The sequence below is a fragment of the Rhizobium sp. WCS2018Hpa-16 genome, assembly GCF_031843705.1.
Lineage (GTDB): Bacteria > Pseudomonadota > Alphaproteobacteria > Rhizobiales > Rhizobiaceae > Agrobacterium > Agrobacterium tumefaciens_C.
This window is the reverse complement of the sequence record NZ_JAVTIX010000009.1, coordinates 1-20,445: the sequence shown is the minus strand read 5'-3', so window position 1 is coordinate 20,445 and position 20,445 is coordinate 1. Positions and strand designations below refer to the sequence as shown.

Below are 20,445 nucleotides of genomic sequence, written 5' to 3'. Positions count from 1 at the left end.
GTTGATACGCAGCCCGTCGCGGAGCGGGAGAGACTGACAAACGCAACACGATGTTTTCTGAAGGACTACCAAATCCGGTCTTCGATCTGACCGGGGAAGTGGATCATCATCAGCGAATTCAGGAAAATATCAGCGCTGAAGGCACCAAAGGATATCGTCTTGCCAACGCCATCGATTAATGCGAATGATTTGCAGTTGCAATATAGCAAGGGCTATGAAGGCGAGGCGGGGCTGTGGACAAACCGATCAAAGGCTGGCGGCGGACCGTGGGTGAGGCATCTCTATCGGATGTTCACCGTTCCATCGGAGTTGCTGCGGGATCAGGCACCTTCCGCAGGGCAATGGCCTTTTTCGGCCCCGGCTATCTTGTTGCGGTCGGATACATGGATCCGGGAAACTGGGCGACCTCGCTGGCTGGCGGATCGAGATTTGGATATGCGCTGCTCACTGTGGCACTTGTCTCGAACATCATGGCGATCGTCCTGCAGTCGCTCTGTGCGCGGCTTGCTATCGGCTCCGGGCGGGATCTGGCGCAGGCGTGTCGGGACGCTTTCCCAAAGCCAGTGGCTATGGTTTTGTGGCTGCTGGCCGAGATCGCCATCATCGCGACAGACATCGCCGAGGTGATCGGCACCGCGATCGGCCTCAACCTTATCTTCGGCATCCCGCTGGAACTAGGTGTGATCATCACCGCGCTGGACGTTTTTCTGATCCTGTACCTTCAGAAGCTGGGCTTCCGTTGGGTCGAAGCGCTCGTCATAACGCTGCTCGGCGTGATCGCTGTCTGCTTCACCATCCAGATCGTGCTTGCCGATCCGGACTGGGGTCAGGTGATTCTCGGATTCGCGCCCACCACTGAGATCATCACCAACCCAGACATGCTCTATCTTGCGCTGGGCATCCTCGGCGCGACCGTCATGCCGCACAACCTCTATCTCCATTCAGGGATCGTGCAGACCCGCAACTACGGCCACACGCTGCCCGAGAAGCGCGAAGCTCTGAAGTTCGCGACGATCGACTCCACCGTCGCACTGATGTTCGCTTTGCTCGTCAACGCCTCCATCCTCATCCTTGCCGCGGCGACTTTCCACAAGACCGGACAGACGTCCGTTGCGGAACTGGGCGAAGCCCATAATCTGCTTGCCCCACTGCTGGGCCTTGCCATAGCTCCGACGCTGTTCGGGATCGCGCTTTTGTGCTGCGGCATCAATTCGACCGTGACCGCGACCCTTGCTGGCCAGATCGTCATGGAAGGGTTCCTCAAGATACAGCTAGCGCCGTGGCTTCGCCGCCTGATCACACGGGGAATAGCCATCATTCCCGCCGCGGGTGTCACCATCGCATTCGGAGACAGCGGCACCGGACAGCTACTGATCCTCACTCAGGTCGTTCTCAGTCTCCAGCTTTCTTTCGCAGTGTTCCCGCTCGTGATGTTCACTTCTGATCGCGCGAAGATGGGGGAACTCAAGGCACCGCTTTGGCTCACATCGTTTGCCTGGCTCATCGCCGTGGTGATCGCCTTACTGAACATCAAGCTGCTGTACGACTTCGTCGCGTAGTCGGCATGAGTGGCGACCGCGCGATCATCTCACCGTGAGTAAGTGGACGCTGTCCATCATCGTTTCGGTTTTTAATCGTGATCCGTGGTGCACATGTCATGATTGGCCAGCGCCCGGATCACGTAGCAGTCGCGCACCTGGTTGGAGTGGCAGTGTGTCGAAATCCGCTCGAGTTCTGCCTCTAGCTTCCTCAGCCGTTCGATCTTCTGTCGGACGGCGATGAGCTGTTTTGCCGCGATCCTGTCAGCCTCTTCGCATGGTTTTTCCGGATGCTGGCTGAGATCGATCAGTTCACGGATCGCTTCTATTGTCAGACCGAGATCGCGTGCATGCCGGATGAACGAGAGGCGTTCTTGCTCGGTTCTGGAATAGCGGCGTTGGTTGCCTTCCGAGCGCTCCGGGGGCGACAGAAGCCCCATCTGCTCGTAATATCTGATGGTTGGCACTTTCACACCGGTCGTCTTCGACAGGTCTCCAATAGTGAGCATCGATCCTCCAAGCGGCACGAACAGGGCCGCGATATTGCAAAATGAGGATTCCCCCATGGTAAATCAAGTGAGTCCTTCGTGTCCGGCATAGCATGGTCCACCGTTATCATCGGTAGGTCCCAACAATCATCATGTCGAGGGAGAATCCGGCTTCCTCGCACGCCAGTCTCTGAGCCATAGGAACGTCTCGATCCCGATCGCCATACCAAGTGCGATCGACGCGACCGAACCAACGATCGCTTCCAGTAGGTCGTGGCCCGTCACCCAGCAGACAACCGCGAGCGTGAGCTTCACAACGGTATAGCCCGCTACCGAGAAGACCGCGATCCAGGATGCGGCACAGGCGAATTTCATGATCCGGTTTCTCATCGAGCAAAAATAGAACCCGGCGCACTGGATGGAAAATCAAGTTGTTGTGCAGGTCGCCGCCGAAGCGATGCATTTTCGAGAGGCAGACCTCTTGCACCTCAAGCAGCTAGAGGTCCTATGATTGCGGCGAATCGGTCGGTGGATGGGTGCTCGCGCATTCCCACTCGATAATGGAGTCGTATTTAACCGGGAACACCGTCCTCGAACACGCTTGCCGGACGCAGTTCCCATGAACCAGGGCATAGAAACGCCGCATGACTTCGATGTCCAAGATGATCCGGGTACCTGGAACATGTCTCATCCGGGCCGTTCTCCGCCGAGTGGCTGTGATAGCCGTCGTCGGCGCTGCCCTGTCGGGTTGCGTCGTCTCCGACATGGCTCTCGACGACCTCTCTCAGGCGGCACCTCAGATTTCCGGGAAGCTCCTGACGGAGATGTCGAAGAAGGGAATGAGACCTGAAAGCCCTGTGCTCGTCAGGATATTCAAGCAGGAGAGTGAGCTTGAGGTCTGGAAGATCAACGGGACCGGTCGCTATGCTCTGCTCAAGACCTACCCGATGTGCAGATGGTCCGGAAAGCTGGGACCAAAGACGGCCAACGGAGACCGTCAGGCACCGGAAGGCTTCTACCATGTGTCCAGAGGTATGCTGAACCCCAAGTCCCAGTACTATGTGTCTTTCAATCTCGGCTACCCGAACAGGCTGGAATCCGCACTCGGCTACACGGGTGAAGCGCTCATGGTCCATGGTGCGTGCTCTTCGTCCGGTTGCTATGCGTTGACCGATCAGGGCGTTGGCGAGATCTACGCAGTCGTCTCCAAGGCTCTCTCGTCCGGACAGGATCGTTTCCAGGTCCAGGCCTATCCTTATCGCATGACTGCTGAAAACATGGCGCTGCACAAGGATGACGAGAACCTGCCGTTCTGGCGGACGCTCAAGGAGGGCTACGATGCCTTCGAGCTGACGAAGCAGCAGCCTAAGGTTTCCGTGTGCGGCCACCGCTACATGTTCAACACCGAGTTCGCCGGGGGAGAGCCTCGTGACCCTCTGGCCGCATGCCCCGCTGTCTCGAGTCCGCAGGACCCGCAGCTCGTAGCGCAAATGGCTGCTGAGAATAAGAAGGTTGATGCCGCAATGGCGGAGCGAGGATCCCCGGTATCCGCGTATGTCGACGGCGGAATGCATCCCAGCTTCCGCGCGCTTCTCAAGAAGGACGGTGCTGAAAAGCTTGCGGCCCGCATCTCGGGGATAAAGTATCCGGTCAGCAGGCCAGACGCAGCGCTTGCCGATCCCTTCAAGGAAATGCGGAAGCGCTCCGAGGCCGTGGTGGAGAAGGGTGGAGATTGAACATGGCCAAGTCCGATGATCGGATGCGCAGGGTGAGACGCAACAACTGGATCATGGTCGCGCTCCTGGCGACGTTCGTCGTGGCGGTTTTCTCCTACAGCTTCCTCCACATAGGTCGTGAGGCAAGGTCGGACGCCGCAGGCGCCGCAACCTCCGTCCGACCATGACCGGGCGTTGCGATGTCCATGGATAGCAGCAACGGGCTGCGAGCCAACATTCTGATCATCGGCGCAGGGCAGGCCGGGCTTGCCGCCGCCAATGCTCTGAAGACGGCAGGGCTGAGCTTTCTAATTGTCGATGCTGGACAAGCGATCGGCGATAGCTGGAGGAACCGATATGACACCCTCACACTCTTTACGCCGCGCCGCATCAGCAGTCTCCTTGGCATCCCGCTTATCGGTGATCCCGATGGCTATGCCACCAAGGATGAATTTTCGGACTATCTTGAGCGGTACGCCGCGAGCAACGGCTACCCGATTATCATGTCGGCGAAGGTCGTCAGGCTCGAAAAGGTGGACGGGTTATTCCTCGCTTATCTGGAGGGCGGCGGCCGCTTGATTAGTCAAGCGGTGATCGTCGCCACAGGTGCGTTTTCCACGCCCCGAAGACCCGAGATGTCTTATTCGCTCCCATCCGACATTCAACAGATGCACGTCGCGGACTTCCGCAATGCGGGCTCGATCACGAGTGGCCCCGTTCTGGTCGTTGGAGACGGCGCAAGCGGGAGGGATGTGGCGATGGAACTGGCGGCTTCGCATCGGACGCTTCTGGCACGCGGAAGACAGCGGAATCTGCTACCGGAGAATGTTCTCGGGCGCAGCATTTGGTGGTGGCTTGAGCGGCTCGGTCTTCTGCGGGCATCCGCGCACGGGCCGATCGGAAGACGCATGCGAAAGGCAGATCCATTCCCCACGCGCGGCAACGATGATGCTTCTCTCATCCGTAGCGGCATTAGCCTCAACTCCAGGCTCGTCGCCCTCGACGGTAGGCGGGCTGAATTCGAGGATGGGTCGAGCGAGGACATCGGTTCGATCATATGGGCGACAGGATACGACGAGGATTTTCGCTGGATCGATATCGGAGGGGCGGTCGGCAGCCGACATGAAGCGATTCACCGCGAAGGCATTTCCCCCGTCGCGGGCCTCTACTACGTCGGACGACCATGGCAGCGAAACCGTGCATCCGGTCTTATCGCTGGTGTTGCAGATGATGCGGCATTCGCCGTCGAACATCTTCGCCGATTGCGTGCCCGCAGGACGTAAAAAGGGTTAGGTTTCGTCGACCACGTGGCCGATGACCTTCACCGCCGCTTCGCGACTATCCTCGACGGTCTCAATCTCCAGGGTGCAGTGACCGATCCCGTGCTTGTCCAACAGCATCTTGCGCACGACGCGCTTGACTCCGGCGATTTCTGCGAGAGACAGGTCCTTGATTACGAGATGGGCCTCGAGAGCATTGTGTTCTTCGTCGATAGGCCAGACGTGGACGTGGTGCACGTCATTCACCCCGTCGACGGAGCGCAAGTCCGCGACGACCTTCTTCACATCGATCCCCTCTGGTGTCGCCATCATCAGGACGCGTATCGATCCACCCATCTCTGTGAAAGCCTGCCATAAGATGTAGCCTGCGATCATGAGGGTGATCGCCGGGTCGATCCATGTCCAGCCATAGAGGAGAACGAGTGTGCCAGCGATGATGACACCCACGGATCCGAGCGCGTCCGAGACATTGTGCAGGAACGCTGCGCGGATGTTCATGCTGGTCTTCGAAAGGGCGTAGGTAAGCATGGCCGTGACCACGTCGATCACGAGTGCGATGCTCGCGATGATGACGACAGTCCATCCCTCGATCGGTTCCGGTGTAATGAACCGCATCACCGCCTCGTAGACGAGATAGATGCCGATGACGATCAGCGTCGTGTAGTTGATCAGCGCCGCGACGATCTCGGCCCGGACGTAGCCGAACGTCATCGTATCATCGGCAGGACGGCGTGCGATCCTGCGCGCGCCGTAGGCGATCACGAGGGACGCAGCGTCGCTGAAATTGTGGATTGCATCCGCTATCAAAGACAGACTGCCGGAGACGATGCCTCCGGCTATCTGGGCAAACGTGAGAAGCACGTTGACGAGGATCGCCCACCAGATGCGCTTGTCGCCAGCGTCGGCTCCGTGATCGTGGTGATGTCCGCTCATGCGCTCAGGCTCCGATATCTCAAGTCAGAATTCAGGAACCTGTCTTGCTCGCATCGATTTCGGCCTTGACGAGGTTCAGGAGACCCTGGGCGCTGAATTCGGTAAGAGGCTTGCCGTTGACGAAGAATGTCGGTGTCTGTTTGACGTTGTTGGCTTTAACATCGGCCATGTCCTGAGCGAGAACTTTTTCGACCGACGGCGATGCCGCGTCCTTGCGTCCCTGTTCGATATCCAGCCCCGCCGATGCAGCGATCTGCCACGCCTTCTCCAGATCCGGCTTTCCGTGATCAGCCCAGACAGGCTGCTGCTCCAGTATGGCCTCGAGAATAGGCTGGAAGCGGTTCTGCTTGCGGGCGGCTTCGAGTATCCGAACGGCATCGTCGGATCCCTCATGGAACGCAGTGTAGCGCAACACGAGGCGGACGTCGGATCCCGTCTGCGCCATCATCTGCTTGACGATCGGATAGAAGGCCCGGCATGCCTCGCAGGACGGATCGAAGAACTCGACGATGGTGACGGGAGCGGACATCGGCCCCATGACAGGCGAATGCATCCTGACAAGGGTGTCGTTCCCCGACACGGGGACTGGTGCAGGTGCAGGTGTCGGCTCGGTGGTGTTGTTGCTATAAAGAGCAGCGCCTCCGGCGAATACGACGATAGCGGCCGAGGCCGATGCGAGGACGAGGGTGCGTCTGTTCATGCTGATGTTCTCCGGCGCACGATAAGAAGTAGGATGATGATTGCGGTGAATGCTGCAAGTGAGAGAAGGGGTATGGGAAGCGCTCCGAACAGGATCATCCCGTCGCCCGAGCAGGAGGGGCCTTGACCGCATGGTTTGATGGCGGTGGGGATGACCTTGAAATAGAGGAGATTGTGGAACGCAGCGATAAGCCATCCGATGGCGGCCAGCGGCGCTGCATAGAACCACGCCCGGCCATCCGACCGGAACGCGGCCACAGCCAGCAGGACAGCCAATGGAAACATGAAGGCGCGCTGGTGCCAGCAGAGGTCGCAAGGAGCCTGGCCCATGACTTCCCCGATGAAAAGCGCGCCCAAAGTTGAAGTCAGAGCGACCATCCAAGCCCCGAAGGTCGGTAGCCACGCCCTGTCTTCCGATTGCACTGTCGCCTCACGCATTCTCTGCCCTCAATGGATTCGCTCCCATTGTGAGACCTCTAGTAGCTTGAGGGTCAAGACCAGTTGCGGAAGAAACAGGTGTCCCGGCAAAAATCGAAACCTGGCTCGGTGCGTCACTTCAGCGCAGAACCGACAAAGGATGTCAAAAGGGTCTTGAACCTCAGGCTACTAGAGGGATTACGGCTTTCCCACGAATGATTCCCGGTTACATGGGCAGTGGTGGGAGGTTGGATGAAAGGTGTGAGGATTTTCCGGATCGTGATCTGGTGCCTAGTCGCGGTGGTGGCAACAGGGCTGTTTATACTAGGCCGTGATCTGAATGTACGTCCGGGTGATGTGGCGGATACGTCGAACGCATCTTCCCCCGCCATCGGCAAGCCATTTCGCCTCGTTTCGCATAAGGGCCAGACAGTCGATAACGGTGTCCTGGATGGCAAACCGTATCTGGCATTCTTCGGTTTCACGCACTGCCCGGACATCTGCCCCACGACGCTCTTCGAGCTGACCGACCTCATGGCAGAGCTCGGCTCTACTGCGGACAAGTTCAATGTCATCTTCATCAGCGTGGATCCCGAGCGTGACACCGAGACGATGCTGAATGGCTACATGACTTCTTTCGATCCGCGGATCATGGCGCTCAGGGGTACGCCCGAACAGACGGCCACCGCAGTGAAGGCATTCGCAGCCTACTCCCGCAAAGTGCCGACCGATGGCGGGAACTACACCATGGACCATACCGCGGGCGTCTATCTCATGGACGCAGACGGCAGCTTCAAAGGGACACTCGACATGCATGAGCCCCGCGAAGTCCGGTTGCAGAAGATCCGCAAACTCGTAGCGGGATCAGCGTGATCAGCCCGGATGTTCACCGGGCTTAATTTCAATACTCAAGAGGATATAAAGTGCAGCCAGGAAGTTTGACACGACGCGGATTCATGATGGGCGGGGTAGGGGTCGCAACGGTAGCTCTGACAGGCTGTTCCGCGACGACAGCCGAAAAGGAGCGACCCGCATCCATTCCGGTCGAAAGTCCCGCTCTCGCCACGATATACGGGCCGATGCCAGAAGAGCAATTCCCGCTTCCTGCGATCCCCTACCAGAAGATCAGCAAGCGCTTCCACCGCCAGATGGTGAGCGATCCCACGGGTGAGCGGCCCGGCACACTGGTCGTCGATACGGCGAACTATTTCCTGTACCTCACATACGAGGGCGGACAGGCGATGCGTTACGGTGTTGGTCTTGGTCGGCAGGGATTCGAATGGTCAGGACAGGGTGTCATCCAGTACAAGCGCCAGTGGCCGCGCTGGACGCCGCCTGACGAGATGGTCGCCCGGCAGCCTGAACTGGTGCCGTACAGCATCGCAAACGGCGGCATGGCCCCCGGCCTGAAGAATCCGCTCGGTGCGCGGGCGCTCTACATTTTCCAGAACGGCGAGGACACGCTGTACCGGATTCATGGTTCCCCAGAATGGAATAGCATCGGAAAATCCGTGTCGTCGGGTTGTGTGCGGATGATTAATCAGGATGTGGTAGACCTCTATGGCCGGGTACCGGACAAGGCTCCGATCGTCGTCACCAGTCTACCTCGATTATCGGCGGTGTAGGTACCGTCGAGCGGGTTCCGCACAGTCCTTATTTGACATGGCGACACCATCGCACCCGACACATGCCTTGACATTTAAATGGTTATGGAATTGTTTAAATGTATGGAAGAAAAACTAGCCCTTGATGCGTTTGCCGCCATCGCACAGGAAACACGGCTGCGGATTATTCGCCTGCTCGTTACCGCGGGCGCTGATGGAATGGCAGCGGGTGCGATAACGCAAGCCCTGGAGACCGCGTCGGCTCCCAGGGTTTCATTCCATCTCAACCACCTTGAACACGCCGGTCTGATTGAAAGCCGCCGTGAAGGGCGCAGTATCATCTACAGTGCGATCTTCCCGGCGCTCTCCGACCTCGTCGCATTCCTGATGAAGGACTGCTGTTCAGGTCATTGCAAAGTCTGTGATCGGGCGATCGATCTCTTCGCGAAATGCACCGGGCGACCGCAGAAGGTTGTCGAGCCCAAACCCATCGTATGCGAGTGAGAGAATGAGCGAACTGCGTGACATTCTGGAGACCCGGCAGGTCGCCATCTATTTTGCGGCCGTGGTTCTCGCCGCCACCGCCGCAGGCATCGTGTCCGGAACGACGTCACTGGAAGTGGCGATCAATCCCGCACTGGCCTTCATGCTCTTTGTCACCTTCCTCCAGGTTCCGCTCGCCGATCTCGGGAGGGCATTCCTACAGATACGGTTTCTCGGTGCTCTGCTCGTTACGAACTTCGTTGCCGTTCCGATCCTCGTGTTCGGTCTCATGCATCTTCTCCCGGCTGACCCGATGATCCGTATCGGGGTCCTTCTGGTGCTCCTAACACCATGCATCGACTACGTCGTGACTTTCGCGCATCTGGGCCGGGCTGATGCCAAACTCCTTCTCGCATCGACCCCGGTGCTCCTGATTGCGCAGATGGTCCTGCTTCCGTTTTATCTCAAGGTTTTTCTCGGCGACGAGGCTGGCAATCTCGTGCAGATCGAACCGTTCATCCACGCCTTCGTCTGGCTGATCGTGTTTCCACTGCTTGGGGCCGCGCTGATACAGTTCTCTGCTGCACGGCTCGGCTTCATGTCCAGGATTTCGAGCGCGCTCGGACTTCTTCCCGTCCCAGCGACGGCTGCCGTGCTCTTCATCGTTGTTGCTGCAGTCGTTCCGCAGCTTGGTCTCGCTCTCGATGGAGCGTTGCAAACATTGCCAGTCTACATAGCTTTCGCGGTCATCGCCCCCTTCATCGGCTGGATGGTCGCTAGGAGTTTTCGCATAGCCGTACCGGGTTCCAGGGCCATCGCTTTCAGTGCGTCCACCCGCAATTCGTTGGTGGTGCTTCCTCTGGCATTTGCGGTGCCGAATGCGATGCCGCTTCTGCCTGCGATCATCGTGACGCAGACCCTCGTCGAACTGGTTAGCGAGATGATCTATATCCGCGTGATCTCAAGGTTCGGATCGCAGAAGACCGAGATACAAGCCTAGAAGTTGACAGACACCAGTCGCCTGATGAGCGGTTATTTCAAGCTTGCCGCTGTCGTCGCCAAGGCACATGCCGAGAACGAGCAATTCGCAAGCGACATCGCACTTTATCTCGCTGACCTCGAATGAGGTAATATGATATGGGAGGGCCCCCCAGTTTTAAAACCCCTCGGGCTACACCTCAACCAAGGTCGTCTCGTCGGTCATGCATCAGCCGACCGATCCCAGCGAACGCCAGAACCGCTAGGGCGCCAAGCCCCGTTGTGGTCGCGAGCGATCAGGTCGCACCGATATGGGCCATGGCAAATGCCAAAGCGAACGGTGCAGTCGCAGAAACGATCAACCTCGCGGCCATGACCTTGCCCTGAAGCCTGCCGTATCCCTCGCTGCCAAACAGCATCAACGGCAGAGTGCCGGTGACAATGCTGAACAGGCCATTGCCCAGACCGAACACAACGGCAAAAGCCATCGCTCCGGTCACAGAGGGCGCCGTGACGATCAAAATCAGCACGCCACCGGGGATCAGCACGGCGGCGATCGTCGCCAGAACCAGTGGCGGCAGATTGCCGCCAAGCACCATATTGGTGAAGCGGCTCAACACCTGGGACGGACCGAACAGCGTGCCGACGATGGCCGCCGTGGCACCTAGACCAAGCCCGGATAGCAGCGGCACCATATGGACCAACACTGCCGCGCTGACGAGGGACTGCAACGAGAAGCCAGCCACCATCAGTATGAATCCCACGCGCCTGACGTTTGGGTCAAGAACCCCTTCTACCACGTGCCCCGACCCGGTCTGTTCCTGTCGACGACCCTTGGAAAGGCCGTACGACAGCCAGGCGTGAAGAGGCAGACAGATCAGGAGATTGAGTCCTGCGAACACGAGATAGATGTTTTGCCATGAGAGGTGGACATGCAGCGCTGTGGTAATCGGCCAGAAGATTGTCGAAGCGAACCCCGCAATCAGCGTCAGATAGGTAATGCTCCGTTGAGCGGTCTGCGGCCGGATTTGTACGAGCAGCGCGAAGGCGGCGCCATATTGCACCAGGTTCGCCGCGACTTCGATGACGATCAACGCTACGACGAACGCAGTCTTGCCGGGAGCGAAGGCGCAAGCAACAAGTGCTGCGGCGGCGATCGCCGAGCCGGCCGTCATGACGCGACCCGCGCCAAAATGGTCAATTGCCCTTCCGAGCCATGGTGCGCTCAGTCCGCCCAGGAGAAGTGCCGCCGAAAGCGCACCGAAGATCCATTCCGTCGACCAGTTCAGATCCCGTGCCATGTCTGGCGCGAGAATGCTGAAGCTGTAATAGAGGGTCCCGTAGCCGATGATCTGCGTGAGGCCCAGGGCGAGGATGGCGGCAATCGGCGGTCGTTCGATCATATGGATTTCAGGCTCACGCGCTGCTCAAGCTTTTCGGCCTCTTCCCTCCGCTCACTGTAGCGATCGGTGAGATAGGAGGACGCATCCCTCGTCAGCAGGGTGAACTTCACCAGTTCCTCACAGACATCGACGAGCCGATCGTAATACGAAGATGGCTTCATCCGCCCGTCCGCATCGAACTCCTGGAAGGCTTTGGCCACCGACGACTGGTTCGGAATGGTGATCATCCGCATCCAGCGGCCGAGAACGCGAAGCTGGTTGATGGCATTGAACGACTGCGATCCACCAGACACCTGCATCACCGCCAAAGTCTTGCCCTGGGTCGGACGGACAGATCCGATCGACAAAGGAATCCAGTCAATCTGCGCCTTCATGATCCCGGTCATCGCACCATGGCGTTCCGGGCTGACCCAGACCTGACCCTCCGACCAGGCCGATAGCTCGCGCAGTTCTTGCACCTTCGGATGGCTCATCGGTTCGGCGTCAGGTAGAGGCAGACCGTCCGGATTGAAGATCCTTACTTCGCAACCGAAGTGTTCGAGCAACCGACCCGCCTCGAGCGCCAGGAACCGGCTATAGGAGATGGTCCGTAGGGAGCCGTAGAGGATCAGGATGCGCGGCTTGTGGGCAGAGAATGTTGGACGCAATGCGGCCTGATCCGGCAGTTGCAAGTGCTCCAGCGATGCAGCAGGTAGATCAGACAATGCGCTTGCCCTCGCTGTCGAGTACCTTTTCGCCGTCCTCTTTGGTGAAGGCATCCTGATGCGTCTCGGGAAGGATTTCCAGGACCACCTCCGACGGACGCGCGAGCCTTGTGCCAAGCGGCGTAACGACGAACGGCCTGTTGATCAGGATCGGGTCCTTCAGCATGGCGTCGAGCAGCTGATCGTCGGTCAAGGACATGTCGTCCAGGCCCAATTCCGTATAGGGCGTTCCCTTTTCACGGATCGCCTCGCGCACCGTCAGACCGGCCTGATTGATCATCTTCGCAAGCTGGTCGCGTGAGGGCGGGTTGTTCAGGTACTCGATCACCGTGGGTTCGATACCGGCGTTCTGGATCATCGCCAGCGTGTTGCGCGACGTGCCGCAATCCGGATTGTGATAGATGGTGGCGTCCATGGTCAGACCCTTTCAGTGGCTTCGGGTTTGGAATGAGAGCTTGCCTGCACGGCGGCGCCGCGCTCGTACCAGCCCTTGCTGCGGTTGACGATCCAGACGACTGACAGCATCACCGGAACCTCGATAAGGACGCCAACGACGGTCGCGAGTGCGGCGCCCGAGTTGAAGCCGAACAGGCTGATTGCTGCGGCGACCGCCAGTTCGAAGAAGTTCGAGGCGCCGATCAATGCCGATGGACCGGCCACGCAATGTTGCTCGCCCGATATCCGGTTGAGCAGATAGGCAAGGCCGGAGTTGAAGTAGACCTGGATCAGGATGGGTACCGCCAGCAAGGCGATGATGGTCGGCTGGGCGATGATCTGCTCGCCCTGGAAGCCAAACAGCAGCACCAGCGTGGCGAGGAGCGCGACCAAAGACAGTGGCTGGAGTGTTTTGAGCAGACGATCGAGAGCCGCCGACGATCCGGAAGCGAGCAGGCTGCGACGAAGGATCTGCGCTGCAATCACCGGCAGGATGATGTAGAGCACGACCGAGAACACCAGTGTCGCCCACGGCACGGTAATGGCGGAAAGACCGAGCAGCAGGCCGACGATCGGCGCGAATGCCACCACCATGATGGCGTCATTCAGTGCGACCTGGGACAGCGTGAAGAGCGGCTCGCCCTTGGTCAGGTTTGACCAGACGAACACCATCGCCGTGCAGGGCGCCGCGGCAAGGATGATCAATCCAGCGATATAGGAATCGATCTGCACCTCTGGCAGCATTGGACGGAACAGATAGCCGATGAACAGCCAGCCGAGCAGCGCCATCGAGAAGGGCTTGACCGCCCAGTTGATGAAGAGGGTCACGCCAATACCGCGCCAGTGACGACCGACCTGGCTCAGAGAAGCAAAGTCGATCTTGATCAGCATCGGGATAATCATCAGCCAGATCAGCACGGCGACAGGAATATTGACCTTGGCGATTTCAGCCGCGCCGATCACCTGGAAGACATCAGGCATCAGGTGGCCGAGGGCAATGCCGGCGAGGATGCACAAAAACACCCACACCGTCAGATAGCGTTCAAAAGCGGACATCGTTCTTATCCCTGCAGTGGTTTGGCGAGCAGTGCTGCCGAGGCCGGACAGAGACTGGCCGCCTGACGGGTCTGCAAGATCGCGGCCGGCGCCGTCGCACGGTCTATCGGCCTGAAGCCGAGGGTTTCGAAGAAGGGACCGGCATTCGTGGTCAGAAGGTAGCCGGTGCGTGCGCCCTCCGAATAAGCTCGTCGCAGGAGGAGGTCGGTCGCCCGGCGGCCGAGCCCCTTGTGACGGTTGGCAGGCGTGATCACCACAGACCGCAGCAGCGCGTTATCGCCATGCAGTTCGTAACCACCAAAGCCCACCCTATCGACGCCACGGGCAATCCGGAAGAATGTTCGCCCTGCCTCGGCAAGATCATCAGTTGGAAGGTCAGCGCTTTCCAGCGCGCTGCGGAGATCAGCTTCATGTCCGGTGATCGGAAGGAGCGCCAGCGAGGTGGCGCCTTCGGTCGCGCCGATCTGACGGAGCTGGGTTTCGAGCGCCAGCTTGTCGATCGAGGCGATCGGCAAGTTGATGAAGAGGGTAATGCGGTTCTTGAGATAACGTGCGGCCAGGGCAAAGGCACGGCCAACGTCAATATCGGAACCCTCTACCGCAGCAGGATCTTCAACTCCCCAATGCGCGGTCATCGGATGGCCGAGCCAGACTGGACAGGCTTCGCCCGCCGCGTTGTCACAAACGGTGAAGATGAAGTCCATCTGCGGAGCGCCGGCTTCGGCAAAGACATCCCAGCTTTTCGAGATGAATCCGGTCGCGGGATAGCCAAGCGCGTCCAGCGTTTTCAGCGCCCAGGGATGAACAAGTCCTTTCGGGTGACTACCAGCCGAGAAGGCGCGGAAGCGGCCTTTCCCCTCGGCATTGAGGATGGACTCCGCCAGGATCGAGCGCGCGGAATTGCCCGGGCAGAGAAAGAGCACATTATAAACGCGGTCGGCAGTCATTGCAGGTTCTCCTTGGCTGTTGGAGCGCAGCAGGCGGCAACCTCGGCGGCCGGCGCGCAGATTTCCGGGTGGCCGGAGCAGCAATCTTCCATCAGGAAGCGCACGAGGCCGCCCAGGGCTTCATAATTGGCGGTGTAGATGATCGAGCGGGATTGTCGCTGCGCGGCAATTAGCCCGGAATGCTCGAGCTCCTTCAGATGGAAGGAGATGTTCGACGGCGAGACCTCGACTTTCTCGGCCAACGCTCCGGCCGCCATCCCATCTGGGCCGGCAACCACAAGGATGCGGACGATCTGCAATCGTGTCTCCTGAGAGAGAGCGGAGAAGGCGCCGAGAGCTTGACGTTGGTCCATATTTCAATCATCCTTGAAGCGTTGAAACGAGGGTTACAGCAAGTGAACGCTATCGACAACAGCAAAATCTCATCTGAAGATATCAGCCTCGGGTTGCTTCTCGACACACTGGCCGGCGCCAAAGGTCTGCCGCTGGTGTTCCACTACGATGGGCGCCCGGTGAAGGCGGGCTACCATGTGACGGAGGTGCCGCGAGCGTCATGTCGACGAACACATGCTTCAGCCGGATAACGTGACTGCCTTTCTGTACCAGTGCTCCTTCAAGCACTGCCAACGCCAGGGAGTGTGAGGTTTCGGCCGTCAACCCAGCCGGCTCGCCGTAGGTCTTTCGGATGCGCGCATCTACGGCATCAACAATGGTCGAGGCGGGAAGGGCTAGCACATACCCAAGCATGAAGCCCCACTCGTGGCCAGCAGCGTACCGGCCTGTAGCAAATCGCTCGACGCCTTTCGCTACATAACTCGCATTTAGACCAGTATCACCAGAGTGTACACGTTTGCACTCAACAGCGACGTATGCATCTTCGTCGCCAAACTGGTGCAGAAATTGTAAAGTGATGTCGATACGACCCAAGATAGCTGGGTCGTCGGTTGCCATATTTTCCAGCTTATGCTCACCTCGTATCTGGAGGTTGGTCAGTCGGAGCGTTTTCTTGACTCGCCGCATCGCTTTTCGGACGACGATCGTGGTCGGTACTTCAAGCATACCGGGGGTAAGGTGCGCCTTCGCCTCGTCACAGCCCTTGCAAAGAAGGTCTAGAACGGTGGCAATCTGATCATCGGATAGTGCGAAAGCGGGGATTCCAAATGGAACGTCAGGCGTGAGCAACGGTGTTACCTCCCCGAAGCCAGTGATCGGCGAGGATGACATCGGCGTCGTTCAAGCCAACAGTCCGGGTCCAGTTTCGGACTTCGCTGGGCTTCAGAATGAACAGATCATCTGATCCATAAAGACGGATTTGCCGCCGTTCGTTCAGGTACGGCGGTATCGGAACATCAAACTGACCACGCAAAAGAGCGCTCAAGGCCTCGAGTTCGGCCGGATCGCCGTCTCTAACTACTGGTTCAGCTCCTGGTCCGCCTTTAGCCATGACGAACCGAACGGCTGTAATACCTGGTACACCGGTCGCAAGATCCGTTTTAGTCAAACGCGCCGGATAGATAACAGCTTCGAGATGGCGCTCGTTGCGGGCGCGAAGGTATGCGTCAACGGTCTGAGCGACCTGGCCCGCGTAAGCTCGCAACGTGCCTGCGTCTGGTGGGGTGATAAGACCACCGCGTTCGCTTCGGTTCTCGAAAACGAGATAACGTGCGCGCTCAACACTATCGCGGGCGACGGTCCGCTCGTCCGGGTCCAAGTCGTAGAGATCAAAAACTGATTTATCGAGCGCGTCGAGGTAGGTCGAGCTAGATGGGTCGGCCGCCGCGTTCTTCTCGGCTTCAATAAGTTCGGTGAGAAGGGCCGGATCTACCATGGTGAGGTTGGGAATGCGCAGCGAGAGCAGGTCATGAGGCTCCACGGTCGGGCGCTCAAGACCCCAGGTTGGTCCGCCGAGGGCCAGCTGAAAAGCAGTTAGGCTAGAGTTCAGGATTCCGCTGAGCGGGAAGGCGTATCTTACATCTGCACCTGCGAAAGACACACCGTAGAAGTTCTGTGTGTACAAAACGTCATGCGGACTGACGGCAGCGCTGTAGCGTCCACGCTCAACGCCCGAAGCATTACCCACTTTCGAGCACAGCAGGATTGGGCCGACAAAAATTGACTCGCGGCGCGGACGATGTAGCGTTTTGTGCGAGAAGTCATTGAGCGATGAATAGTCAAGACGGAACGCCGAGAACTTCTCGGGAGTGACGACTTTCATCTCTCGATAGCTGGCCGGTGGCATATTTAGATCGCCGCGGACCTGGAAACCTTGACCTCGATTGTTAGACGGATCGCGTTCAAGGGTCTGTAGTAATGCGTCAAACCGTGGGAAATCTTTCTCGAGTCGCTCGATCAGCCAGCCATCGCGAACGGTCCCGAATGTCGCTGCTTTCAGGAAAGGCGGCGTTGCAAGCACCCGCTTGAGCGGGACAGAACGAATCTCTCCCGGCCCGAGCCCAAAAACCCCTGTCCGTCGGAAGTCTGGCGTCCACGGAATTGAACCGACAAGCATGCGATCGGCTTGAGGACCGAGCCCGCAGCGAGCAAAAAATAGCAAAGCGGGGCCAAGCGCATCGGGGAAAAGCTCTTCGCGACGAAGATAGGACAGATTGATCAGCGCAACAGGTGCCAGGCGTTCCAAGAGATGGTTGCGCGCTGCGACTGCGTGAACATCTTTAGAGAAAAAAGGTGTTGCTTTCATCACCATCCCGACACGACCATATTGGCCGGCGAGCTCCGCGCCAAGCGAGAGAAATGCTTGGTCGGGACTTCGCCTAGGACGCAGAGTTGATGTATCGGAAGAGCGCCGCTTACCGCCCGCCTTCTTTACAAATGTCCACGGGGGATTGCCCACCACTGCATCGAAAGAGCGAGTAGTGAGCTGTTTAGGAAGATCCTCGCCGAGAGAATCAGCTTCGAAAAGCGTGGTATCGATCAATCGATCGAACCTGAGATCGCGGACGTCGCTGATTGGCTGCTCATCGAGTTCGAGTGCCGCGAGATATAGGCTAAACGCAGCGATACCAAGTGCCCCTCGATTGATATCGACACCGAAAAGCTGGGTGTAGAGGATACGCCGAACGAGTGCCCGGTTAACGGACTTCCCTTCGGCCGCGCGCCAGACTAGTCGACGAAAAGCTTCCACTAGGAAAGCTCCCGACCCACACGCCGGGTCGATGACGCTGGCATGCGGCGACAAACCTTCGAACACGGGATCGAGGGTGAGGTGTACAAGCTCAACGGGCGTGTAATGAAGCCCTTGAGACCGCGCCTCGTCCGCCGCGCTCGTTCGTGCAAACTGCTGGTAGATAGAACTGATGAGATCCACTGGGATTGCGTTGAATCGGAAGCGGAAGAGACGTCCTTGTCCAAGGCGTTCAAGATCTCGCATCGGCATCTTCGTACGGCGGCCTCATCCTCAAAAAAGGATGGAAAGCAAAACCTTGGAGCCGCGGATCGACCTACCTGCAGCAGTCCGCTTTTGTGACAGCAATGGTAGTTTCATACTCCCGTGCTTTTACCCGCAGTGATGGCTGGCCAAAGCTTCCAAAGGAACTGCTAGAGTTGTACAGCGAAGATGAGAGCCGAATACACCGACGTACCCTGGAACTGCGTCACAAGCTATACGCTCATTCCGATGCGGTAAATTACGGAGTCATCCCGTTTCAATCTGACTGGCATACAGATATTCAAATGCATCCTGTGTTTGAACTGCCCCACGAAGAAATATCAGCGATAAAGGCAATGTGTAGAAAGATGATCCTCGGCATTAAGCAGCGAATGATTGACATCAAACAAAGCTACTTGATTGATGGACATGATTAGAAACTTCATCGTCGGGGTCTCATTTTAACACGTGACCGATCAGGGCAGAGGGGCATTGTCGAAATGAGCGACACGACGCAAAGCCGGAGCCTTCAGATCAGTCCGAACCACACGGTCGCCTTCTGGCGCGGCCTCGAACTGAATCTGAACAATCCGAAACAGGAGGACGCTTCGGTCATTCAGGCCCAGTCAGCAGAACGGCCACCATTTCATGTCTCGCACTTCCGGGACAATATTACAGTCAATCTGACTGTGACCTCGCTGCTGACTTCGTTCGTCCGGGACTACGACTTCGATGTGACGATCGGCCTGACGGAATTTCATTGTGATAGCCCCGGCAAAGTCCTCGTCGGTGGTGTGGTTTACATTCCAACGAGCGGTATCCTTGGTCGCGACTGGAAAGAAGATCTTTTGAAATCGGTATGGATGTCCCCGGTTTCATAGCCCGCAGGCGATGCAAGATTGGCAGTGCGACGGATATAGGCAATGTTGACCGACGCCTTCCTGCCAGGGATACTGACGCCATTGGTGTACACCCAATCATTGGGCCCAAACATACCCGGGACTTCTTCGATTATGCGGTCCGAGACTACGAGTGGCGATTTCAAAAGGCTGGCCAGAGACTCCAGTCGTTGGGCGACATTGACGGCGTCACCGATCACGGTGAACTCGTCATGGAAACCGCTTTCAAGTACGCCGCCGAGAACCGTACCGTAGTGCAAGCCGATACCCGCATACAAACGGGGGCCGCCCTTCTCGATTTTCTTACCGCCCCATTCTTCGAGCGCCTCGGTCAAAGTCAACGCGCAGGCCAATGCCCGCCGCGCGTCGTCCGCCTTTGGCTTCGGCTGCCCAAACACAGCCATCACCCCATCGCCGATGAACTTGTCCACAGTCCCGCCATAGGCGAACACAGCGCCGGCGACGATGTGTCGATACTCACCGAGGACGCAGGCGAGCTCGCGTGAGGAAGCGGTTTCCGCATAGGACGTGAAGTCCCGGATATCGACAAACATGATCGCCGCGTCCCGCCGCTCGAGGTCAAGGCTGGCACTTGCAGTCTGAAGATCGGCGACGACCGTCGGCGAGAAGAAGCGTGACAGGTTCATGCGCTTTTCCTCGATTCTCAAGGCCTGCCTGACAGTGCGGTCGTGATCGCGCGCCAGCAGATATACCGCCATCGCGGTAAACGCGAAACTCACCGTAAGGCCGAGGTCCTGGTTGAAGAAGTTGGCCAATAGTGTTCCGGGCGAGCTGTCGTGATGACGGAACGCCATGATGGCAAGCATAAGGACCCATGCCGACACCACGATCGTCGAAAACACGACGATCAACCAGCGATCGAGCTTCAGGCCCACGTGGTTCAAAAGAATGAATGACACGACCAGGCTCGATGTCGTGAGGTTATGATCTTGGGTAATTGGGTTTGCCAGAATGTGTTCATAGAGAATGACCACGACCAAGGCGGCGTCGAGCATCACGAACAGCTGGCCGAGGTGTTTTTGTCTGGGGAAATAGACAGCTGCCGCGACGGATGCAACGCTGACGATCAGATACACCGAATTGACGATGACATGGGTGGTAAAGCTCGCGAGGCCGTCACCGAACACGAGGTTGGCGAATAGGATCGAAAGCACCACGAACCGCAGCGAAGCTGACCTTATTTCCCGCGTGGCTGCACTGTTGCCCAACGGCGATGATTTTTTATCCATGATCCAAGCCAGCATGATCGAGAATTTTCGATCCGGAGAATGAGGTCGGACGGGCCGAGCGTTTGGAAGGCTCGGCCCGATCGCTTTACTTGATTTCCGTGACCGTTAGCTTGCCCTCGACGCGCTCGGCGACGAACTCGATGCTTGCGCCTTCCTTGAGCTTCTCAAGCATTGCATCGTCCTTGACGCGGAACACCATGGTCATCGCCGGCATTTCCAGGTCCTTCAGTT

Annotated in this window: 24 protein-coding genes and 3 pseudogenes; 11 read left to right on the top strand and 16 right to left on the bottom strand. The window is 58.2% G+C overall.

The features are described 5' to 3' along the window. Positions 1-233 precede the first annotated feature (233 nt). On the top strand, positions 234-1,559 hold the full coding sequence (locus RQI55_RS20835; RefSeq protein ID WP_180575686.1) for an Nramp family divalent metal transporter: 1,326 nt from the start codon (positions 234-236) through the stop codon (positions 1,557-1,559). A 71-nt stretch (positions 1,560-1,630) separates the two neighbouring features. Here the strand turns inward: RQI55_RS20835 and RQI55_RS20830 are convergent, their stop codons facing one another. Both RQI55_RS20830 and RQI55_RS20825 read right to left on the bottom strand, forming a co-directional pair. Then, a complete protein-coding gene (locus RQI55_RS20830) occupies positions 1,631-2,047 on the bottom strand; it encodes a helix-turn-helix domain-containing protein (RefSeq protein ID WP_113493521.1) in 417 nt (138 codons plus the stop codon). 129 nt (positions 2,048-2,176) lie between these two features. Beyond that, positions 2,177-2,401: a hypothetical protein gene (locus tag RQI55_RS20825; RefSeq protein WP_311273499.1), complete on the bottom strand. Its 225-nt coding sequence runs from the start codon at positions 2,399-2,401 to the stop codon at positions 2,177-2,179. 278 nt (positions 2,402-2,679) lie between these two features. Between RQI55_RS20825 and RQI55_RS20820 the strand changes: the two genes are divergently transcribed. The 3 genes from RQI55_RS20820 to RQI55_RS20810 are packed head-to-tail and all read left to right on the top strand — an operon-like array spanning position 2,680 to position 5,024. Further along, positions 2,680-3,762 (top strand): murein L,D-transpeptidase family protein, encoded by a 1,083-nt coding sequence (locus RQI55_RS20820; RefSeq protein WP_311273507.1) that lies wholly within the window; start codon positions 2,680-2,682, stop codon positions 3,760-3,762. Between the two features lie 2 nt (positions 3,763-3,764). Further along, a complete protein-coding gene (locus RQI55_RS20815) occupies positions 3,765-3,929 on the top strand; it encodes a hypothetical protein (RefSeq protein WP_311273500.1) in 165 nt (54 codons plus the stop codon). 18 nt (positions 3,930-3,947) lie between these two features. Next, positions 3,948-5,024: an NAD(P)/FAD-dependent oxidoreductase gene (locus RQI55_RS20810; protein ID WP_311273501.1), complete on the top strand. Its 1,077-nt coding sequence runs from the start codon at positions 3,948-3,950 to the stop codon at positions 5,022-5,024. 6 nt (positions 5,025-5,030) lie between these two features. Here the strand turns inward: RQI55_RS20810 and RQI55_RS20805 are convergent, their stop codons facing one another. From RQI55_RS20805 to RQI55_RS20795, 3 genes are read right to left on the bottom strand one after another with little or no spacing between them, the layout of a single operon-like run. Then, positions 5,031-5,954, bottom strand: a complete 924-nt coding sequence (locus RQI55_RS20805; RefSeq protein ID WP_311273502.1) for a cation diffusion facilitator family transporter — start codon at positions 5,952-5,954, stop codon at positions 5,031-5,033. A 31-nt stretch (positions 5,955-5,985) separates the two neighbouring features. Further along, positions 5,986-6,654 carry a thioredoxin domain-containing protein gene (locus RQI55_RS20800; RefSeq protein WP_174010515.1) on the bottom strand — a complete coding sequence of 223 codons (669 nt, stop codon included), beginning with the start codon at positions 6,652-6,654 and terminating at the stop codon, positions 5,986-5,988. Next, on the bottom strand, positions 6,651-7,091 hold the full coding sequence (locus RQI55_RS20795; RefSeq protein ID WP_173994588.1) for a disulfide bond formation protein B: 441 nt from the start codon (positions 7,089-7,091) through the stop codon (positions 6,651-6,653). Before RQI55_RS20795 ends, RQI55_RS20800 begins: the two co-directional genes overlap by 4 nt. Before the next feature lie 231 nt (positions 7,092-7,322). Between RQI55_RS20795 and RQI55_RS20790 the strand changes: the two genes are divergently transcribed. The 5 genes from RQI55_RS20790 to RQI55_RS20770 all read left to right on the top strand — a co-directional run bounded on the left by RQI55_RS20790 (position 7,323) and on the right by RQI55_RS20770 (position 10,283). Next, entirely contained in the window at positions 7,323-7,943 is a 621-nt protein-coding gene (locus tag RQI55_RS20790; RefSeq protein ID WP_174010513.1) for an SCO family protein, read from the top strand. Positions 7,944-8,026: 83 nt separating this feature from the next. Continuing rightward, positions 8,027-8,695 (top strand): L,D-transpeptidase, encoded by a 669-nt coding sequence (locus RQI55_RS20785; protein ID WP_173994586.1) that lies wholly within the window; start codon positions 8,027-8,029, stop codon positions 8,693-8,695. A 102-nt stretch (positions 8,696-8,797) separates the two neighbouring features. Continuing rightward, entirely contained in the window at positions 8,798-9,178 is a 381-nt protein-coding gene (locus RQI55_RS20780) for a helix-turn-helix transcriptional regulator (RefSeq protein WP_173994623.1), read from the top strand. Between the two features lie 4 nt (positions 9,179-9,182). Further along, complete coding sequence (locus RQI55_RS20775) at positions 9,183-10,157, top strand: arsenic resistance protein (RefSeq protein WP_173994585.1); 975 nt, start codon at positions 9,183-9,185, stop codon at positions 10,155-10,157. A 3-nt stretch (positions 10,158-10,160) separates the two neighbouring features. After that, a complete protein-coding gene (locus RQI55_RS20770) occupies positions 10,161-10,283 on the top strand; it encodes a hypothetical protein (protein ID WP_256438158.1) in 123 nt (40 codons plus the stop codon). Between the two features lie 52 nt (positions 10,284-10,335). On the opposite strand, the pseudogene arsK reads toward RQI55_RS20770, so the two are convergent. From arsK to RQI55_RS20725, 9 genes and pseudogenes are all read right to left on the bottom strand, one after another. Next, positions 10,336-11,538 (bottom strand): annotated as a pseudogene (gene arsK / locus RQI55_RS20765) (arsenite efflux MFS transporter ArsK). Further along, positions 11,535-12,296: an arsenical resistance protein ArsH gene (gene arsH, locus RQI55_RS20760; protein WP_173994583.1), complete on the bottom strand. Its 762-nt coding sequence runs from the start codon at positions 12,294-12,296 to the stop codon at positions 11,535-11,537. The pseudogene arsK and the gene arsH overlap by 4 nt, the downstream one beginning before the upstream one ends. Continuing rightward, positions 12,235-12,663, bottom strand: a complete 429-nt coding sequence (arsC, locus tag RQI55_RS20755; protein ID WP_173994622.1) for an arsenate reductase (glutaredoxin) — start codon at positions 12,661-12,663, stop codon at positions 12,235-12,237. The genes arsH and arsC overlap by 62 nt, the downstream gene beginning before the upstream one ends. After that, positions 12,660-13,733 carry an ACR3 family arsenite efflux transporter gene (gene arsB, locus RQI55_RS20750; RefSeq protein WP_173994582.1) on the bottom strand — a complete coding sequence of 358 codons (1,074 nt, stop codon included), beginning with the start codon at positions 13,731-13,733 and terminating at the stop codon, positions 12,660-12,662. Before arsB ends, arsC begins: the two co-directional genes overlap by 4 nt. Before the next feature lie 5 nt (positions 13,734-13,738). Continuing rightward, positions 13,739-14,128, bottom strand: a pseudogene (gene arsN2, locus RQI55_RS20745) (arsenic resistance N-acetyltransferase ArsN2); the annotation flags it as partial. A gap of 42 nt (positions 14,129-14,170) precedes the next feature. Continuing rightward, positions 14,171-14,680: pseudogene (locus RQI55_RS20740) on the bottom strand (arsenate reductase ArsC); the annotation flags it as partial. Then, positions 14,677-15,033 carry a helix-turn-helix transcriptional regulator gene (locus RQI55_RS20735; protein ID WP_173994581.1) on the bottom strand — a complete coding sequence of 119 codons (357 nt, stop codon included), beginning with the start codon at positions 15,031-15,033 and terminating at the stop codon, positions 14,677-14,679. The pseudogene RQI55_RS20740 and the gene RQI55_RS20735, both read right to left, overlap by 4 nt. 82 nt (positions 15,034-15,115) lie before the next feature. After that, positions 15,116-15,862, bottom strand: a complete 747-nt coding sequence (locus RQI55_RS20730) for a hypothetical protein (RefSeq protein WP_311273508.1) — start codon at positions 15,860-15,862, stop codon at positions 15,116-15,118. Then, positions 15,849-18,068, bottom strand: coding sequence for an N-6 DNA methylase (locus RQI55_RS20725; protein ID WP_311273503.1), 2,220 nt, complete (start codon positions 18,066-18,068; stop codon positions 15,849-15,851). The genes RQI55_RS20730 and RQI55_RS20725 overlap by 14 nt, the downstream gene beginning before the upstream one ends. A gap of 101 nt (positions 18,069-18,169) precedes the next feature. Between RQI55_RS20725 and RQI55_RS20720 the strand changes: the two genes are divergently transcribed. Together RQI55_RS20720 and RQI55_RS20715 are read left to right on the top strand one after the other, a co-directional pair. Further along, the gene (locus RQI55_RS20720; protein ID WP_071207509.1) at positions 18,170-18,502 is read left to right on the top strand and encodes a hypothetical protein; all 333 of its coding nucleotides are present in this window, start codon (positions 18,170-18,172) and stop codon (positions 18,500-18,502) included. Positions 18,503-18,565: 63 nt separating this feature from the next. Continuing rightward, positions 18,566-18,946 (top strand): hypothetical protein, encoded by a 381-nt coding sequence (locus RQI55_RS20715; RefSeq protein WP_234689410.1) that lies wholly within the window; start codon positions 18,566-18,568, stop codon positions 18,944-18,946. Here the strand turns inward: RQI55_RS20715 and RQI55_RS20710 are convergent. After that, complete coding sequence (locus tag RQI55_RS20710; protein WP_012653038.1) at positions 18,865-20,214, bottom strand: adenylate/guanylate cyclase domain-containing protein; 1,350 nt, start codon at positions 20,212-20,214, stop codon at positions 18,865-18,867. The genes RQI55_RS20715 and RQI55_RS20710 overlap by 82 nt on opposite strands. An 85-nt stretch (positions 20,215-20,299) precedes the next feature. After that, positions 20,300-20,445 (bottom strand): copper-binding protein (locus tag RQI55_RS20705; protein ID WP_311276928.1); only part of this gene is annotated, 146 nt, incomplete at its 5' end.

Bases quoted from the DNA above. Each gene is read 5' to 3' on its own strand.
- RQI55_RS20800 (WP_174010515.1), bottom strand. From the start codon at position 6,654: ATGAACAGACGCACCCTCGTCCTCGCATCGGCCTCGGCCGCTATCGTC.
- RQI55_RS20715 (WP_234689410.1), top strand. From the start codon at position 18,566: ATGAGCGACACGACGCAAAGCCGGAGCCTTCAGATCAGTCCGAACCAC.
- RQI55_RS20775 (WP_173994585.1), top strand. From the start codon at position 9,183: ATGAGCGAACTGCGTGACATTCTGGAGACCCGGCAGGTCGCCATCTAT.
- RQI55_RS20825 (WP_311273499.1), bottom strand. From the start codon at position 2,401: ATGAAATTCGCCTGTGCCGCATCCTGGATCGCGGTCTTCTCGGTAGCG.
- RQI55_RS20720 (WP_071207509.1), top strand. From the start codon at position 18,170: ATGGTAGTTTCATACTCCCGTGCTTTTACCCGCAGTGATGGCTGGCCA.
- RQI55_RS20810 (WP_311273501.1), top strand. From the start codon at position 3,948: ATGGATAGCAGCAACGGGCTGCGAGCCAACATTCTGATCATCGGCGCA.
- RQI55_RS20815 (WP_311273500.1), top strand. From the start codon at position 3,765: ATGGCCAAGTCCGATGATCGGATGCGCAGGGTGAGACGCAACAACTGG.
- RQI55_RS20710 (WP_012653038.1), bottom strand. From the start codon at position 20,214: ATGGATAAAAAATCATCGCCGTTGGGCAACAGTGCAGCCACGCGGGAA.
- RQI55_RS20795 (WP_173994588.1), bottom strand. From the start codon at position 7,091: ATGCGTGAGGCGACAGTGCAATCGGAAGACAGGGCGTGGCTACCGACC.
- RQI55_RS20735 (WP_173994581.1), bottom strand. From the start codon at position 15,033: ATGGACCAACGTCAAGCTCTCGGCGCCTTCTCCGCTCTCTCTCAGGAG.
- RQI55_RS20820 (WP_311273507.1), top strand. From the start codon at position 2,680: ATGTCCAAGATGATCCGGGTACCTGGAACATGTCTCATCCGGGCCGTT.
- RQI55_RS20785 (WP_173994586.1), top strand. From the start codon at position 8,027: ATGATGGGCGGGGTAGGGGTCGCAACGGTAGCTCTGACAGGCTGTTCC.
- RQI55_RS20725 (WP_311273503.1), bottom strand. From the start codon at position 18,068: ATGCGAGATCTTGAACGCCTTGGACAAGGACGTCTCTTCCGCTTCCGA.
- RQI55_RS20790 (WP_174010513.1), top strand. From the start codon at position 7,323: ATGAAAGGTGTGAGGATTTTCCGGATCGTGATCTGGTGCCTAGTCGCG.
- RQI55_RS20780 (WP_173994623.1), top strand. From the start codon at position 8,798: ATGGAAGAAAAACTAGCCCTTGATGCGTTTGCCGCCATCGCACAGGAA.
- arsB (WP_173994582.1), bottom strand. From the start codon at position 13,733: ATGTCCGCTTTTGAACGCTATCTGACGGTGTGGGTGTTTTTGTGCATC.
- RQI55_RS20830 (WP_113493521.1), bottom strand. From the start codon at position 2,047: ATGCTCACTATTGGAGACCTGTCGAAGACGACCGGTGTGAAAGTGCCA.
- RQI55_RS20805 (WP_311273502.1), bottom strand. From the start codon at position 5,954: ATGAGCGGACATCACCACGATCACGGAGCCGACGCTGGCGACAAGCGC.
- arsH (WP_173994583.1), bottom strand. From the start codon at position 12,296: ATGCCTTCACCAAAGAGGACGGCGAAAAGGTACTCGACAGCGAGGGCA.